This window comes from Pyxidicoccus xibeiensis (assembly GCF_024198175.1).
Lineage (GTDB): Bacteria > Myxococcota > Myxococcia > Myxococcales > Myxococcaceae > Myxococcus > Myxococcus xibeiensis.
In genome coordinates, this window is sequence record NZ_JAJVKV010000003.1 from 207,136 (window position 1) to 221,239 (window position 14,104).

Genomic DNA, 14,104 nt, shown 5'->3' on the forward strand with positions numbered 1-14,104 from the left:
TGCTATCGAGCCGCAGCCGCTGCAAGTCAACCTGTGGAACAACCCCCACTTCAGCTGGGTGAAGCACGTGAAGCTGGCGGAGGCGGGGCCCGCTGCCCGCCGAGGCCCGCGGAGTGCCGGTGAGCGCGCCCGTGTCACCTGGTGCAACCCGGTAGCACCTGACACCGGATTGATACCCACGTGTCACCCGTGCCGATGATTGTCGTCACAAAGGGGGACATCTCCCTCGTCGACAACGACGGCTCACGAACCCTCGCCGACTGTCGATACCTCGATGAGACACGGCTGCTCATGGAGCCCGACAGGGGCAAGGTCCTGCAGACGTGGGAACCCTGCTACCTCTCGGGGCTCGCCGTGCACCCGACGACGGGGCGCTGGGCGGTGACGGCCGTGGACGACCAACGGGGTGTACCGCGGCCAGCATCCCGCGGTATTCACCGAGGACGGCGCGGCGTGCTCGTCGCCACGTCCGACTCGAAGGCGGTTCAGTGGTGGAGTTGGAGCTCTGGCCCCAGGCCCGACGGCCTTCGCGTGCTGCAACCCTGAGTGACCGACATCACCAGCAACCGGGTGGTTCCCGGCGAGCGGCTGTTCGAGTACGCCCTCGATTCCGACACGACGCGCGAGCTGGACGTCCACAGCCTGTACGGGATGCTCGACATCAGCCCCGATGGGCGGACGCTCCTGCTGTTCACATATACCGAGGGGCTCGTGCTGTACGACGTCGACTCGGGACGCACCGTCAACGTGGGAGGCGGGTCGAAGGAAGGCACCGCGCGGCTGCTCTCCCGGCGTTGACCGGTGGCGGTGGCCGCCAAAGCCGGTGCTCACGCAGCAGGCAGAGCATTTGTTCTTGGATGTGAAGTGTTCATTTGTCGTGACGTTGCTCGTTCTCGCGGCTCTTACGTGCGCGAGCGGGTTGTGACACAAGAGCTTTCAAGGTGGCGCTGGTTGCCCATGCTCAACCCTGCCTCGTCGCGCGGGTGGTTCATTGCCAGTACAGCGGGGGCGCCATGGAACCCTCTCGTCTTCTCAGGAGATGCGGCTGGAGGCGCGCCTGCAGAAAGATGCGGAGGAGGATTTTCGTAGGTGTAAAATGAATCAGGATTCAACAACACCTACGAGCCGGGAGGGGGGCGGCATGTCGCCGCGAGAAGTGACCGCGGGAGGGTCCAGAGATGTCGACGTCGCCCCCATGCATCGCCTTCGCCATCGAGACGACTCTCGGTAACGCGGTCTTCCTCCAGAACCTCAAGAACGCGATGGCCCGGCGCAACGACATCCTGCCGGTGTGGCTGCCCATCGACGAACACGCCGACGACCTCTGGGAACAGCTGCCCCTCGTGCGCTCGCGCCTGTCCCTCAGAGGGGGCTTGCGGACACGCGCGGCCCTGCGACGGGCCGTCGCGCAGGTGCCGGTGCGGGCCGCTGTCGTCCACACGCAGCGGATGGCGCACCTGGCCCATGACTTCATGAGCCGTGTGCCGAGCGTGATTTCGACGGACGCCACTCCCAGCGGCCTGGAGGACTACCTGCGGTACTACGGGTTGCGCTCCCAGCATGCGGGCTGGGTGGGCCGGGCGAAGAACGCGCTGCACCGCCGCACGTACGCCGTGGCGAAGGGGATGCTGTCCTTCTCGGAGTTCACCAAGGGCTCGCTGGTGAAGGAGTACGGCGTCCCCGACGCGCGCATCCATGTCGTCTGGCCCAGCGTCGACACGGGGCTGTGGTGCCCGAAGCCGGAGGGCAAGCCTCGCGACGGGGTGGTGCGGCTGCTCTTCGTGGGAGGTGACCTGGGGCGCAAGGGCGGCGAGCTGCTGCTGCGCTGGGCCCGGGAGACACGCCTGCGCGGCTGGCAGTTGGACCTGGTGACGTCCACCACCTTCGAGGCGCCTCCCGGCGTTCGTGTCCATGTCGGCGTGCAGCCCAACTCGCCCGAGCTGATTGGCCTCGCCCAGGCCGCGGACCTGTTCGTGCTACCGACGATGGCGGACATGTCGTCCTGGGCGATTGCCGAGGCGAAGGCCGCGGGCCTCGCGGTGGTGACGACGCCCACCGGTGGCGTGGGAGAGCTGGTGCGCGACGGCGTGGACGGGCAGCTCGTACCGGTGGGGGACTACGCGGCGCTCGCGAGCACGTTGGACACGCTGGTGGCGAGCCCGGACACGCTGCGTGCCATGGGCCAGGAGGCCCGCCGCATGGCCGTGGAGCGGATGGACCTGCACACGATGTGCGACCGGATGCTCGCCTTCATCCGCGGGGTGACCGGCGTCTGAGCCGCTCACGGCTCCCGGAGCGGAACGTGAGCAGCCAGACCCCAGAACCCGGGGTAGTACTCCGGACAGATGCACCTGGGGCTGGCCCGGGGTGGGCTGAGGATTCGCGCCCGGTAGGGCTGGAGTGCCTCCTCCACGCGCCGGGCCTGCTCGAAGTCCGCGTCGGTGACGTTCCAGGACTCTCCTTCGGTGCCCGAGAGCAGCAGGGAGAGCACCTCCCCTTCGGACGTGAAGCGCGCGATGTCCTCGTTGAGCTGGAGCTCCCGCAACACCGCCTCCAGGGACTGCTGGGTCTCGCGCAGCTCCTGCCCCGTCGAGCACCGGAGCGAGACCACGAACGCGTCCCCGTCCCTGCCCTCCTGCAGGTAGAGGCGAAAGAACTCGAGCCCGGTGGCCCACCGCCGGAGCCGCGCCTCGCGGTCCGCCCCAAACGGGCGGATGAACTCCGACGCGGCCGTGAGGGTCACGTCCTCCAGCGAGGGTGGGCGGTCCCGCGCCGCTCCGGCCCTCTTGTAGAGGTGTGCGATGTAGTCGTGGAAGTGCGAGGACGGAGGAACCAGCGGGTCCATCGGCCGCGTGGACCTTTCCTTGTCGCCCAGGTCCACGTTCCCGTTCTCCAGCATGTGAAGCACCAGCTCGAGCAATGCCCTCCAGCTCGAGGCCACCACGTAGTTGGTGTTCTCGCGCGAGCCAAAGATGATGACCTGGCCGACCTGACCCCTGGGGCCCGGAGCCATGTCGAGCCCCATGTAGTTGCCACCGGAATCCCAGGTGACGGGGACCCAGGCGGGGTGCGCGCGGAGGGAATGGACGGCCTCCGCGGGCCTCGCCCCCTCGTTGTGCAGCAGGTCGGGAGCCATCCTGGGGAACTCCTCGAGCCAGTTCATCTGCTCCATGCTCCAGTCCAGGGGCTGGATTTCCATGCCGAAGACGAGCCCGGTCGCGTCGTCGTCCTGCCCGTTGTGGAGCAGGTACGACTCGCGGAAGTCCTCGGGCAGGCGGCGCCCGAGCCGCTCCTCGAGTTGCACCAACTGCGCCTCCGTGGCGCCAGGATTCAGGCTGGCGACCACCTCCGGGGCGTAATCCTGGAACCAGGCCTTCAGCCGCCGCCAGAGCTCGGTCATCTCCATCACGGTCGCCTCCGCATCATTCCTATCCTTCGCCTCCGGACACGTGGATGGAATATTCCATGATTCAGCGCTAAGTGGCTTGGTCCGGATGACGTCAATCAATGTCCGCGGGCCGCTCACGGCGAAAGACCCTCGTGTTCGACATGCTCAGCCCGGTCTCCGGCTACACGTACCCGTGGAGCGGCGTGACCTGCTCGGGAGGTGGCCCCGCCTGGTGCGCCATCCAGGTCTTCCCCGGCAGCTACACGGCGACAGTCACCATCCGGGATGGCGCTGGCAACGGGGTGGACGCCCAGGGCGTCACCGCCACGCTCGAGTACGAACCCGGAATGTAGCCCTGGCTACTGCTCCTCCCCCGAGGCTCCGGCGGCGGCGACGGTGGGCCTGCGCAGCACCCTCACCATCCGCCCTACCGAGGGCACCCCGGCGTCGTTCACCAGGAAGAGCTGGTGGTAGCCTGGCGGCGCCCGGCTGTTGAAGGTGGGCGCCGTGACGGTGAGGCTTCCGCTGCCGGCGGTGAACGGCAGGGTGACCAGCCGCTGATTCTCATCGAACGTGTGCGTCACCGAGCCCAGGGCGATGAGCGTCACCTTGCGAATCCGCGCCGCGTCGGGCGTCGTCACGGTGAAGGTCGTTCCGGGCATCACCGTGTCCGGCGCCGCGCTCACCGTCGGCCGCGCGCCCTTGAAGAGGTAGGGTGGCGAGTAGATTTCCGCGGTGCGCCGGTTGCGGCCTCCCGCGCTCAGCACCCGCCCGTCCGGCAGCAGCAGCGCGGTGGCGTGGTAGCCCCGGTACACGGTGTTGCTCGCCAGCCGCCTCCAGGTGTTCGCGGCGGGGTCGTACAGCTCGGCATGGAAGACCGGCGTGCCCGCATTGTCGAAGCCACTGCCGGAGCTGCCCCCCGTGACGAGCACCGTGCCGTCGGGAAGCAGCGTCGCATTGTGCTGGCGCCGGCGCGTGCTCATCGAGGACACGTACCGCCAGCTGGGGGCGCTCACGTCGAGGTCGATGACCTCGGTGGTGGCCGTCGGCGGGTCCCCTCCCCCGATGATGTACACCTTCGCGTCCAGGTAGACGGCGGGCCCGTAGCTGCGCGTGCCGTAGTTGCTGGACGGCCCCGTGCTCCAGGTGCCCGTGCCCGCCGTGCTCAACCAGCGGCTGGCCCGCGACGGCCCCGCGTAGAAGAGCCGGCCACTGGGCGCGAGGAACATCTTCGGGTACAGCGGCAGCGCCAGCCGGGCCGTGGTCATGTTCCTCCACGTCCGGGTGCTCGCCAGGAAGCGCTGCGGGAGCGTGTTGACGTTGCCACTGCCATTCATGTCTCCGGACACCACCAGCACGTCCCCGTTGGAGAGCGTGGTGTTGGTGGGGTACCAGCGCCCGGCGTTCATGTCCGGCAGGCGAATCCACGAGGCCGTGAAGGCGTCATAGAGGCTCCCGTCATTGAGCCCCACGTTGCTCGTCACGTGCCCGCCGGTGAAGAGCAGCTTGCCGTCCGCGAGGTACGAGTGGCCGGCGCAGAAGATGTTGTAGCCGGGGTGCGGCAGCGCGGTGACGGTGTTCGTCACCGGGTCCCAGCGCCGGGGAGGCAGGTTCCCCTCGTCGAACTCCCCGATGAACATCACCCGGCCATCCGGTTGCAGGCTCGTGTGCGTGGCCGAGAGGGGCCAGGACATGACGCTCGACCACTGCCCCACCTCGGCGGGAGTCTGCGCCCGGACCGGGAACGCCCAGGCCACGACGAGCCACGCCGCGAGCACCCTCGGCCAGGGGAAGACGACTCTCAACGCCATGGCGGCCTCCTGCCGGTTGCAGGGGCCAGAACCTAGGTGACAGGCCGTGCGAGCCAATCGGCCCCAGGGCTGGGAAAGCGTCGTATTTCCGGGGTGGGACTGTCACCGGCAGACGACAGACACCGCACTCCCGCACGGATAGGCGAGGAGCCTCCCACGTTCGGGCCGAGGAGGCTCTCATGAGGCACTGGCGTCCACTCACCCTGGTGCTCGCGCTGCTCTCCGGTTGCGCCACGCCCGGTCCCCAGCCTCCGCCCCAGGAGCCGCCCCCGGCCCCCTGCGGGCGCACCGCGCTCCGGGTGGGCCCCGCCCCCGCGCAGTCCGACACGGGGACGCTGGAGGTGGCGCCCGGCGACCGCGCCCTCTTCTTCATCGCGGAGCCGGGCACGAGCCTCTGGGCCACCACCGGCACCCGGAAGCCGGGGTGCTGCGTCGTGCGGGACTTCCCTCCCGGACCGACGGGGATGGGCCCGGCGGAGCCCATCCCGGTGGGCGACAGGGTCTTCTTCGCGGCCGAGGACCCGGAGCATGGCCGCGAGCTGTGGGTGAGCGACGGCACCGCGGAGGGCACCCGACAGGTGAAGGACCTCTGGCCCGGCACCACCGGCTCGGAGCCGCAGTCGCTCTTCGAGTCCGGAGGCCGGCTCTACTTCGCCGCGAGCGACCCGGAGCACGGGCGCGAGCTGTGGCGCAGCGATGGCACGCCCGAAGGCACCGTCCTGGTCCAGGACTTCGACCCGGGCGCCGAGGGCACCTCGCCCGACCGGATGACCCGAGGTGAAGAGGGCGCGCTCTACTTCCTCGCGCACCTGCAGGGGCTCTCCACCGTGCTGATGCGGAGCAACGAAGGGGCCCGGGCCGTCGAGCTCTCCCGTGTCCCGGCCGAAGGCGGCATCCTGGACCCGCTGGCGCCGGTGGGCCGCCGCCTGTTCTTCGTCATGGGCCACCTGCATGACCCGATGGTCCACCTGATGGTGACGGACGGCGGTGCCCCCGTGCTCGTGGGTGAGTTCGCGCAGGTGCACGGAGGCGTGGCCCTGGGCGGGCAGCTCTACTTCAGCGCCACCTCCGGCCATGAGGGCACCGACGCGGAGTTGTGGCGCAGTGACGGCACGCGGGAGGGGACGCGGCGGGTGAAGGACCTCCGGCCGGGCGAAGCGGGCTCCCTGCCCGGCGACTTCACCGTCCTGGGCTCCCGCCTCTTCTTCACCGCGGACGATGGCACGCACGGGCGCGAATTGTGGGTGAGTGATGGCACGGACGCGGGCACCCACCTCTTCGCGGACCTCGCCCCCGGCGCGGCCAGCGCGGCCCCCGAGGCGCTGACGGCGCTCCAGGGCCACCTGTTCTTCAGCGCCGAAACGCCGGGGCGAGGCCGTGAGGCCTGGGTGAGCAACGGCACGGCAAGGGGAACGGTGGCGCTCGACGAATTGGCGCCCGGCGACCGGGCCTCGGACCCGAAAGGCTTCGTCCACGCCGCCGGGGAGGTCTTCTTCACCGCCGGGGATGGCACCGGCGCCCGGGCGCTGTGGGCCCTGCCGGTGCGGCCCGAGGGCCCCTGCGGCACGTCGCCGAAGTAGCTGGAACTTCTACGACGTGCGGCATCCCGGGGACCTCCGCCTCGGACAAACCTCACGAGGTTCCACAGCGTCTTCGCTCCAGGCGCTCTTTCAGGGCCCCACCCGGCAATGACTCGCCGGCCTCGTCCCGTGCGTCCTGAGCCGGCCCGCTCGCTGCTCGCTGGTGCCCGTTCGCTGCACGTGCGTCCCCACCGGCTGAAAACTCCTCCCGCGCAGTGCGCGCGCGGGCACTGTGTCTCCCGCAGCCACTGTGTCCCGAAGGCCCTCGTGCCGCGCAAGTCGTCAGCTCAGGGGAAGTTCGCCTCCAATGAGGAGCAAGCATGGACGTCGTGATGCACTGCCGGGGTATGCGCAGCACCAGGACGGACGCCACCGTCGCCGGGCCTCGCCAGAAGCTCCCGCGGTATCGCGCCGCCATGTGGGCCGTCATGCTGGTCTCCAGCAGCGCCTTCGCCGCCAACACGCGGCCGCCGAACGTGCTGGCCGCGCTCGACCACGGGCTGCGCCCGTCCACGCTCGAGGCAGGCCAGCCATTGCCGGGTTGGTCCCTGAAGGAGCGCATGGAGCACTACCACGTCCCCGGCGTCGCCATCGCCATCATCCAGGACGGCAAGGTCTTGCAGGCCGCCGGCTTCGGCGTGCGCGAGGCCGGTACCCAGGATGCGGTGGACGGCGACACGCTCTTCTCGGTGGGCTCGGTCAGCAAGATGGTCGCGGCCGCCACCACGCTGCGCCAGGTCGCCGCGGGCAAGCTGGACCTGGATCGCGACGTCAACACGTACCTGACCTCGTGGCGAGTGCCCGGGGCGCCCACGCTCGCCCAGGACACGCTCACCTTGCGCATGCTGCTGTCGCACACCTCCGGCCTGACGGTGTGGGGCTTCGAGGACTACCAGCCTGGAGAGAAGCTGCCGACCCTCGTGCAGACCCTCGACGGCGTGAAGCCGGCCAAGAACGAGCCCGTCCGCATCGACTTCGAGCCCGGCACCCGCATGCGCTACTCCGGAGGTGGCATCACCGTCGAGCAGCTGGTGCTGGAGAACGCCACGCGCAAGCCCCTGGAGGCGCTCGCCCGCGCCGAGGTGTTCCAGCCCATCGGGATGCGCCGCAGCACCTTCGTCAATCCGCTGCCGGCCAGGCCAGGCAACATCGCCAAGGCGCACGACAAGGACGGCGCGCGCGCCGCGTTGCCTCGCGGCTGGGAGGCCTTCCCGGAGCAGGCGGCGTCGGGCCTGTGGACCAGCGCCAATGACCTGGGGGCCTTTGTCGCCGCGTTGATTGGCAGCTACCAGGGCAGGAGCCCGTTCCTTCCGCGGCCACTCGCCATCCAGATGATGACGGAGGTGTCGCCGAGCTTTCACGGCCTCGGGCCCCGCCTGGAGGGTGAAGGGCAGAGCCGCGTCTTCCACCACGCCGGGACCAACGACAGCTACCGCGCGTGGATAGAAGGCTACCTGGAGAGCGGCGACGGAATGGTCATCCTCACCAACGGTACCAACGGCAACATGCTGAGGATGGAGATCCGCAACGCGCTGTCGGACGCGCTCGGCCGTGGCGTCAATCCGTTGGTGCGCACGGTGACCCTGCCCCCTGCAGTGATGTCCGGCTACACCGGGACCTATCGCCTGGACAAGAGCGTGCCGAGCGAGGTGGCCGGCAACCTCGCGGGCCACTTCGAATCCGACACGCTCGACGTCCGCATCGCCGACGGACGGCTGACGGCGAGCGAGGCCAAGGGAGACCCGCTGACACTCCAACCGCTGACGCCGACCCGCTTCATCGGCCCGGGAGACTTCGGCCAGCTGCGCTGCGAGTTCCTTCGCAACGCCCGTGGCACGGTGAGCGCGCTGGTGGTGGAGCGCGGCGGAGGGAGGCTCTACTTCCGCCGCGAGGCCGGGCCCGTGGTGACGCAGTAGATTCGGAGCGGACGCGGTCTCGCCAGGGACGCCCCTGCTCACTCCATCGGGAGGCTGCAGGGGAGTCCGCGGTAGGTGACGGCGGAGACGGCGCCGTTGGCATCCACCGCGTAGGCCTCCATCTTGAGAGACCAGAAGTACTCCTGCCCACGGCTTCCGGTGCGGGGGCAGTAGAACCACTCGGTGCTGGAGCCTGCATACCAACCGCTGACGATGGTGGTGCCGTCCCAGGCGCGCTGCTCGGTGCTCTGCCAGTAGTACGTGAACGGCGGAGTGCCGGCGCTGACGGTGTTCGTGACGGAGGTGTCTCCCGTGATGGAGTCACGGATGGGGAGCGACAGGGAGGACGTCAGCGACTGCTCTGTGGCGCCGTACTCGGGGGCGGACCCCTCCTCCAGCTGCGGAGCACCGCACGCGAGCAGCGACGCACTGAACACGAAGAGGAGCGTCTTGCGGGACTGACGGGACACGGCCTTCACCATGGTGGGTTCTCCTGGGGGGAACGGCGGAACACGGCGGCGTGGCGGCCATGCGGGCTGCCAGGGTCGGAATGTCTCATACCTGCTCCCAGGGATTCGACTCCCCACCCGGTGAGGAGGTCTTGGAGGTCCTATGGCTCCACGGGGCTGCCGTCCCGCTCATGCAGCTCGGAGGGTGGGAGCTCGAGGTCCCCGCCCGAACAGGCGCGCGGCGCTCACTCCGGCCTGGGCGTGTCCGGCTGGCCCTTCCACAGGAACGGACCCACGTCCCTGAATCTGCCGTTCTTCCACTTCAGGATGCGCTCCGGCCGCTCCGGACGGTCCCGACTGTTGCCGAAGACGATTTCCGGAATGGAGTCGCCATCCACGTCCTTCACGCTGCCCATCTCGCAGAAGCCGATGGCGCACCCGTTGCTCCACTCCTCGGTCGTGAGCCGCTTCTGCTTCACGACGTCGTAGACGCGGAGGGAGACGTTGGTCGACCCCTCCTCCGAGTAGCTGTGCTCCACGGCGATGAGGCCCGGGCCGAGCGCATGCACGCACGTCGTGTCGCTCTTCTCACAGGAAATCTTGTCGGTGATTTCGGGCCCGTTCCCGGGGCACATCGACAGGATGAGCTTCTTGGTGGCGCGCTCCCGCTCGCACGCGCGCGTCTGGGCCATGATGAGGACGTCGTTCTTGTCGAGGAGCCAGTCGACACCTTCCCTGTCATGGTCCGTGCATTCGCTCGAGGTGACCCGCCCCTTCCAGTTGTACTCGCACGCGGGTGCTCCTCCCTTGTCCAGGGCGTCATCGAAATTCGGAAGGGCCGGTGCCGCCGCCGTGGCCGTGCGCTTCGGGCAGCTGGTGGGCTCCACGCCGGTGACCTTGCGCTCGTAGGCGCCGGGGAAGACCTTTTTCAGCTCCTCGAGGACTCCGACCGCCGCGTCCGGCGCACAGAAGCCGGCGATGAGGATGGTGAAGCCGGGGCGGAGCCCCGGGTAGGCGTCACTGCGCACCACCTGGGGAAACCCGGGCGCGAAGGTCAGCCCGTACGGCGCGGCCGAGAGCTTCGCCTGAGCCTCCTTCAACAGCGTGGGGCCTCGGGCCGCATCGGCATCTCCCGTCAGGATGAGGACGGAGGAAGGGCCAGGCTGGGCCTGGGTGATGGAGGACAACAGCAATGCGACGAGCGGCAGGAGGGAGCGCATGGCCCGCATCCTGACGACGCCCGGAGCCGTGGCTCAAGCGTCTGCCGGTGTTCCCCGTGCCGCGCCCCGCCTGAGAGCGCAGACGGGCCGGGCCGGAGGTGGGCACCCGTGGAAGGAATGTTCGTTCCACGGGCGCCCACTCCCCGCGCGCCTTCTGCAGCCCGCGCAGCAGCAGTTGCCGGAAGCCTCGCGCCTGTTTGATTTGGCCGAAGGAAGGGCGTCGGCCCGGGTGGCTCGTCGTCTTTCCTGGAGAACCACGGCGAACGAATGCACTACGCCGACGCCCGTGCCGCCGGTCTGCCTATCGGCAGCGGCAACGTGGAGGCCACCTGCAAGTCGCTCGGGACGCTGCGCATGAAGCGCCCCGGCAGCCGCTGGAAGGAGCAGTCCGGTCAGGAGGTGCTCGACCTCCATTCCCTGGTGCTCTCCGAGCGCTGGGACGCCGCCATGGACCTCACGCTCGCCCTCCCTGCGCGCTCAGGTCTACCGGGCTGCGTCAAGCCTTCTGAGGGTTGTTGCAGGTGTATCCGTCATGCTTGAGTGGAACAGCATGCGGACATTCCTCCGGAGGCACACGGCCGCCGCGCTCGCGGTGGGGTTGAGCCTCCTCCTTTTCGGATGCACCATCGTGAGCACCCAGGGTTCGAAGACGTCCGGCAGTCCCCCTGAAGCCCCGCGGTACCCGCAGGGGGTGGAGGCCGCCATCGAGGCGGCGCTCATCCTCGCCGCGCTGGGCCCGGCGCAGGGGTCCGATGAAGAGCTCCTGGCCCGGCACCGGCTGGCAGTCCCGTACAACGAGCTCGCGCTGCTCCGGCGCTACACGCTAGGGGGCGAGGGCCCCGAGGCAATCTCCACGTGGGAGGCCGAGTGGATGCTGGAGCTGACGTACTTCGCGCCCGGCGACCCTGTGGAGCTCATCGTGGACGTCGCGCGCCTGCCGCACCTGCTCGTCCGCCTCGCGGACCCGGAGGCCCGGGTGCTGTCGCGCGCGGCCGCCGTCGTGGGCGTGGACGAGGCCGAGCTGCGCACGGCGCTCCGGCGCTCCGGCCTGGACCTGGAGGCGCGCACGCTGAAGCGCCACCCGTGGACCCGGATGCCGATAGCGCGGGACAGGTCGTGGACGAGCGTGAAGGTGGTGGAGACAGTCAAGGACCCGCGCCTGCAATTGTCGCTGCGCGAGGCCCGGCTGCTGGACCCGTCGCTCACGGTGGGGGCCGAGGTGGAGATGCCGGACACCGAGGAGGCGCTCAGCGACATCCTCGAGGACCTGCCTCCCCAGGCGTTGCGGCCGCGCTTCTACCAGCCCTCGCTGGACGTCGAGCGCTTCGAGGGCCTGCGCGGGATTGTCCCCGAGGTGCCCACGCCCGAGCCGCTGAAGGGGCTGGACCTGGGGCCGCTGCATGCGCTCTATCCAGAGGGCTACGGCGTCCTCTACGCGGACGTGCCCGGCGAGAAGGCGGAGCGGCTGTGGCGCACGCTGGATGCCCAGGCCTCCCGCACCGGCTACCGCCCCGTGCTCCTCGGCGGGGACGAAGGCAAATTGAGGGAGGCGCACCTCGCCTGGTCGGAGGAGCGGAAGAATCGCCCGAAGCTGCCCCGGCCCGACAACCACATCGGCCTGCCCATGTGGGCGGACCCGGTGGAGGACCCTCCCTCGAATGTGGCGCTCGCCGAGCGCGTGGACGTGGAGGCCCTGATTGCGAAGGCCCGCGCCGCGCCGCGGAGCGACATGGGCGAAGACGAGGACGAGGCGCAAGGTGTCCGCACGTCGCTCGGTGCGGTGGTGGAGCCGCTGTCCCGCAAGCCCTACGGGAGGGTGCGCATCGCGCTCGTGCCCACGGATGCGGCGTGGAAGACGGTGGCCTTCCTGCCCATCCTCCTGCAGGCCGGAGAGTCCACTCCGTCCCTGGTGAAGGTGACGGCGATGGCGCGTCGCTGGGAGGAGCGCTACGGCGCCCGCGTCGCCTCCGTCACTCCCGGCACCGTCGAGTGGGTGGTGGACCGGCTTCCGAAGGACCGGGACGCCGCGCTGGCCCTCGCGTACGAGCACCTGGCGCTGGTGCCCTCGAATCTGGGCACGGCCGAGCAGGAGGCTGCCGCGCTGCTGGAGTCGACCACCTGGCACCTCTGGTGGGACTGAGGCGCGCGGCGGAGAGGGCCAGCCCCAGCACCGCCAGGGGTGACGTGGTGGTTCGCGAAGAGGGCCTTCGTCAGCCCCTTGGCGATGTCCCGCGCCGCCTGCTCCGCGAGGTCCTCGCGGCCCGGTGCTGGAGATTTGCCTCGACAAACAATCAGGTCTGACGAGCTGCCCGCGAATTAAACGCATGACTTTCGGCCGCGCCGGCTCATCACTTTCGACGGTCGGGCTCCGCCGCGCAGCCGATGCGCGGCTGGGCCCGGTTCCGTCGAGTCTGGCACGTCGGGTACTCACAATCACTGGAGGGGAAAGATGCGAATTCGTGCATTGGTGTTTCGTAGCGTGTGGAGTGCGGCCCTGGCCGGGACGGTGCGGGGGCGAGACTGACGCCAACCGTGAGGAACTGAAGTCGTCGGAATCGGCATCCGAGGCTGTGTTCGAAGGCTTCTCGCCATCCACTGACGCCCCGGGAGACTTCGGGCAGTCGCCGGAGCAAGGCGTTCACGCGGCAGGCCTGTCCTGTCCGAGCGGCACCGCGAGTTGGAGCCAGCAGCAGTGGGCGGCCTGGAACTCCAATGTGAACACTGTGGGGACCTACTCCTGCAGCGGGAATGTTTTCGCGACCAGTGATGGTTCCAACGTTTCCGTCATGGCGGCAGGCGGTGAGCGCAGCGGCACAGCCCAGCTTCGCTGCAGCAATGGCACGTGGCTGTGGGTGAGCGGCACCTGCGACGGCAAGGTCGTCAACACCACGGTCGCCACGGGGCACACCATGGTGTGCTCCCACTCGGACCCCGTGCGGAGCAAGTGGATCGGCTGGTACGTGGCCGCTCTCAAGCGCTGCGCGGATTCCGGCGGACTCGAGTGGTGGGTTGCTCAGTACAACAGCAACAACGGTTGCCTGGCGTCCACCAACTACGATGGCTACGGCTCCAAGGACGCCTGCTTCCGCGCGAATTTCCAGATCTCCGCAGGCTCCTCGTACACCGAAGCCCAATCGACCGGTCGCATCGCCGCGCAGGACGAGTACAACATTTGCGGTCCGCGCGGCGCGTATCCCTGGAACAACATCTTCGGCGACGGAATGAAGTGCAAGTACCGGCCCTGAGCTGAGCTAGCATGCCGTCTCGAGGTGTGAGCCGGCATTCGCTTTCTGCTGGCTCGCATCCCTTGGCGAGCATCCAGGCGTGTGCGGCTGGCGCACAGCTCGGGGGCTCCCGTCAGCGGCCCTCCTCGGCACCTCCGCTCCAGCACTCACCCTCCACCTGGCCTCCATCCTGCCATGCACCTGCAACAGGCCCACGCAGTGGCCGAGCCCGAGCGGGGGCAAGGTTTTCGAGGACGAGGCCCCGGCGTCAGAGCGGCTGCTCAACCGACGCTGAGCCCGGCTCTCCGGCGCCGCTCAGCGCGTGGGCAACTCGCGGAAGGTGATGCCGTCCAGTTCCAGCCGGCGCACCGCCTCCATGAAGCGCTCGGTGCCGATGCTCATCGTCGCGAAGTTGCCCACCCGGAACAGGTCCAGGTCCGTGGGGAGTGAGGCCGCGTCGAGGATGGGCTCGTCGGGTCGCTGGAACCCGCGTCGGCCTGAGGCTGCGCGGCATCC

At 69.3% G+C, this 14,104-nt stretch carries 11 protein-coding genes and 2 pseudogenes; 8 read left to right on the top strand and 5 right to left on the bottom strand.

Annotated features, from left to right (window positions below; translation table 11 throughout):
• Positions 1–546: 546 nt before the first annotated feature.
• Positions 547–798: a hypothetical protein gene (locus LXT23_RS13490; RefSeq protein ID WP_253980581.1), complete on the top strand. Its 252-nt coding sequence runs from the start codon at positions 547–549 to the stop codon at positions 796–798.
• 380 nt (positions 799–1,178) lie between these two features.
• Positions 1,179–2,276, top strand: coding sequence for a glycosyltransferase family 4 protein (locus tag LXT23_RS13495; RefSeq protein ID WP_253980582.1), 1,098 nt, complete (start codon positions 1,179–1,181; stop codon positions 2,274–2,276).
• A 5-nt stretch (positions 2,277–2,281) separates the two neighbouring features.
• Here LXT23_RS13495 and LXT23_RS13500 read toward each other — a convergent pair whose 3' ends face one another.
• A complete protein-coding gene (locus LXT23_RS13500; RefSeq protein WP_253981378.1) occupies positions 2,282–3,406 on the bottom strand; it encodes an SMI1/KNR4 family protein in 1,125 nt (374 codons plus the stop codon).
• Positions 3,407–3,540: 134 nt separating this feature from the next.
• On the opposite strand from LXT23_RS13500, the gene LXT23_RS13505 reads away from it, so the two are divergent.
• Positions 3,541–3,741, top strand: a complete 201-nt coding sequence (locus tag LXT23_RS13505) for a hypothetical protein (RefSeq protein ID WP_253980583.1) — start codon at positions 3,541–3,543, stop codon at positions 3,739–3,741.
• 6 nt (positions 3,742–3,747) lie between these two features.
• On the opposite strand, the gene LXT23_RS13510 is transcribed toward LXT23_RS13505, so the two are convergent.
• Complete coding sequence (locus LXT23_RS13510; protein ID WP_253980584.1) at positions 3,748–5,199, bottom strand: galactose oxidase-like domain-containing protein; 1,452 nt, start codon at positions 5,197–5,199, stop codon at positions 3,748–3,750.
• A gap of 179 nt (positions 5,200–5,378) precedes the next feature.
• Here LXT23_RS13510 and LXT23_RS13515 point away from each other — a divergent pair, with 179 nt between their 5' ends.
• Together LXT23_RS13515 and LXT23_RS13520 are read left to right on the top strand one after the other, a co-directional pair.
• Positions 5,379–6,779 (top strand): ELWxxDGT repeat protein, encoded by a 1,401-nt coding sequence (locus LXT23_RS13515; RefSeq protein WP_253980585.1) that lies wholly within the window; start codon positions 5,379–5,381, stop codon positions 6,777–6,779.
• Positions 6,780–7,099: 320 nt separating this feature from the next.
• Positions 7,100–8,695 carry a serine hydrolase domain-containing protein gene (locus LXT23_RS13520; protein WP_253980586.1) on the top strand — a complete coding sequence of 532 codons (1,596 nt, stop codon included), beginning with the start codon at positions 7,100–7,102 and terminating at the stop codon, positions 8,693–8,695.
• 38 nt (positions 8,696–8,733) lie between these two features.
• Here the strand turns inward: LXT23_RS13520 and LXT23_RS13525 are convergent, their stop codons facing one another.
• Positions 8,734–9,177: a hypothetical protein gene (locus LXT23_RS13525; RefSeq protein ID WP_253980587.1), complete on the bottom strand. Its 444-nt coding sequence runs from the start codon at positions 9,175–9,177 to the stop codon at positions 8,734–8,736.
• Between the two features lie 212 nt (positions 9,178–9,389).
• On the bottom strand, positions 9,390–10,364 hold the full coding sequence (locus tag LXT23_RS13530) for a hypothetical protein (RefSeq protein ID WP_253980588.1): 975 nt from the start codon (positions 10,362–10,364) through the stop codon (positions 9,390–9,392).
• A gap of 240 nt (positions 10,365–10,604) precedes the next feature.
• Between LXT23_RS13530 and LXT23_RS13535 the strand changes: the two are divergent.
• From LXT23_RS13535 to LXT23_RS13545, 3 genes and pseudogenes are all read left to right on the top strand, one after another.
• Positions 10,605–10,860 (top strand): annotated as a pseudogene (locus LXT23_RS13535) (ISKra4-like element ISMfu2 family transposase); the annotation flags it as partial.
• Between the two features lie 132 nt (positions 10,861–10,992).
• A complete protein-coding gene (locus tag LXT23_RS50355) occupies positions 10,993–12,504 on the top strand; it encodes a DUF4253 domain-containing protein (protein WP_253980589.1) in 1,512 nt (503 codons plus the stop codon).
• Between the two features lie 430 nt (positions 12,505–12,934).
• Positions 12,935–13,609, top strand: a complete 675-nt coding sequence (locus LXT23_RS13545; RefSeq protein ID WP_253980590.1) for a hypothetical protein — start codon at positions 12,935–12,937, stop codon at positions 13,607–13,609.
• Between the two features lie 294 nt (positions 13,610–13,903).
• Here LXT23_RS13545 and LXT23_RS13550 read toward each other — a convergent pair.
• Positions 13,904–14,086 (bottom strand): annotated as a pseudogene (locus LXT23_RS13550) (double-CXXCG motif protein); the annotation flags it as partial.
• Positions 14,087–14,104 lie beyond the last annotated feature (18 nt).

What these genes read in the sequence shown, in the direction of transcription:
- LXT23_RS13495 (WP_253980582.1), top strand. Translation starts at nt 1,179, where the DNA reads ATGTCGACGTCGCCCCCATGCATCGCCTTCGCCATCGAGACGACTCTC.
- LXT23_RS13500 (WP_253981378.1), bottom strand. Translation starts at nt 3,406, where the DNA reads ATGGAGATGACCGAGCTCTGGCGGCGGCTGAAGGCCTGGTTCCAGGAT.
- LXT23_RS13510 (WP_253980584.1), bottom strand. Translation starts at nt 5,199, where the DNA reads ATGGCGTTGAGAGTCGTCTTCCCCTGGCCGAGGGTGCTCGCGGCGTGG.
- LXT23_RS13515 (WP_253980585.1), top strand. Translation starts at nt 5,379, where the DNA reads ATGAGGCACTGGCGTCCACTCACCCTGGTGCTCGCGCTGCTCTCCGGT.
- LXT23_RS13520 (WP_253980586.1), top strand. Translation starts at nt 7,100, where the DNA reads ATGGACGTCGTGATGCACTGCCGGGGTATGCGCAGCACCAGGACGGAC.
- LXT23_RS13525 (WP_253980587.1), bottom strand. Translation starts at nt 9,177, where the DNA reads ATGGTGAAGGCCGTGTCCCGTCAGTCCCGCAAGACGCTCCTCTTCGTG.
- LXT23_RS13530 (WP_253980588.1), bottom strand. Translation starts at nt 10,364, where the DNA reads ATGCGCTCCCTCCTGCCGCTCGTCGCATTGCTGTTGTCCTCCATCACC.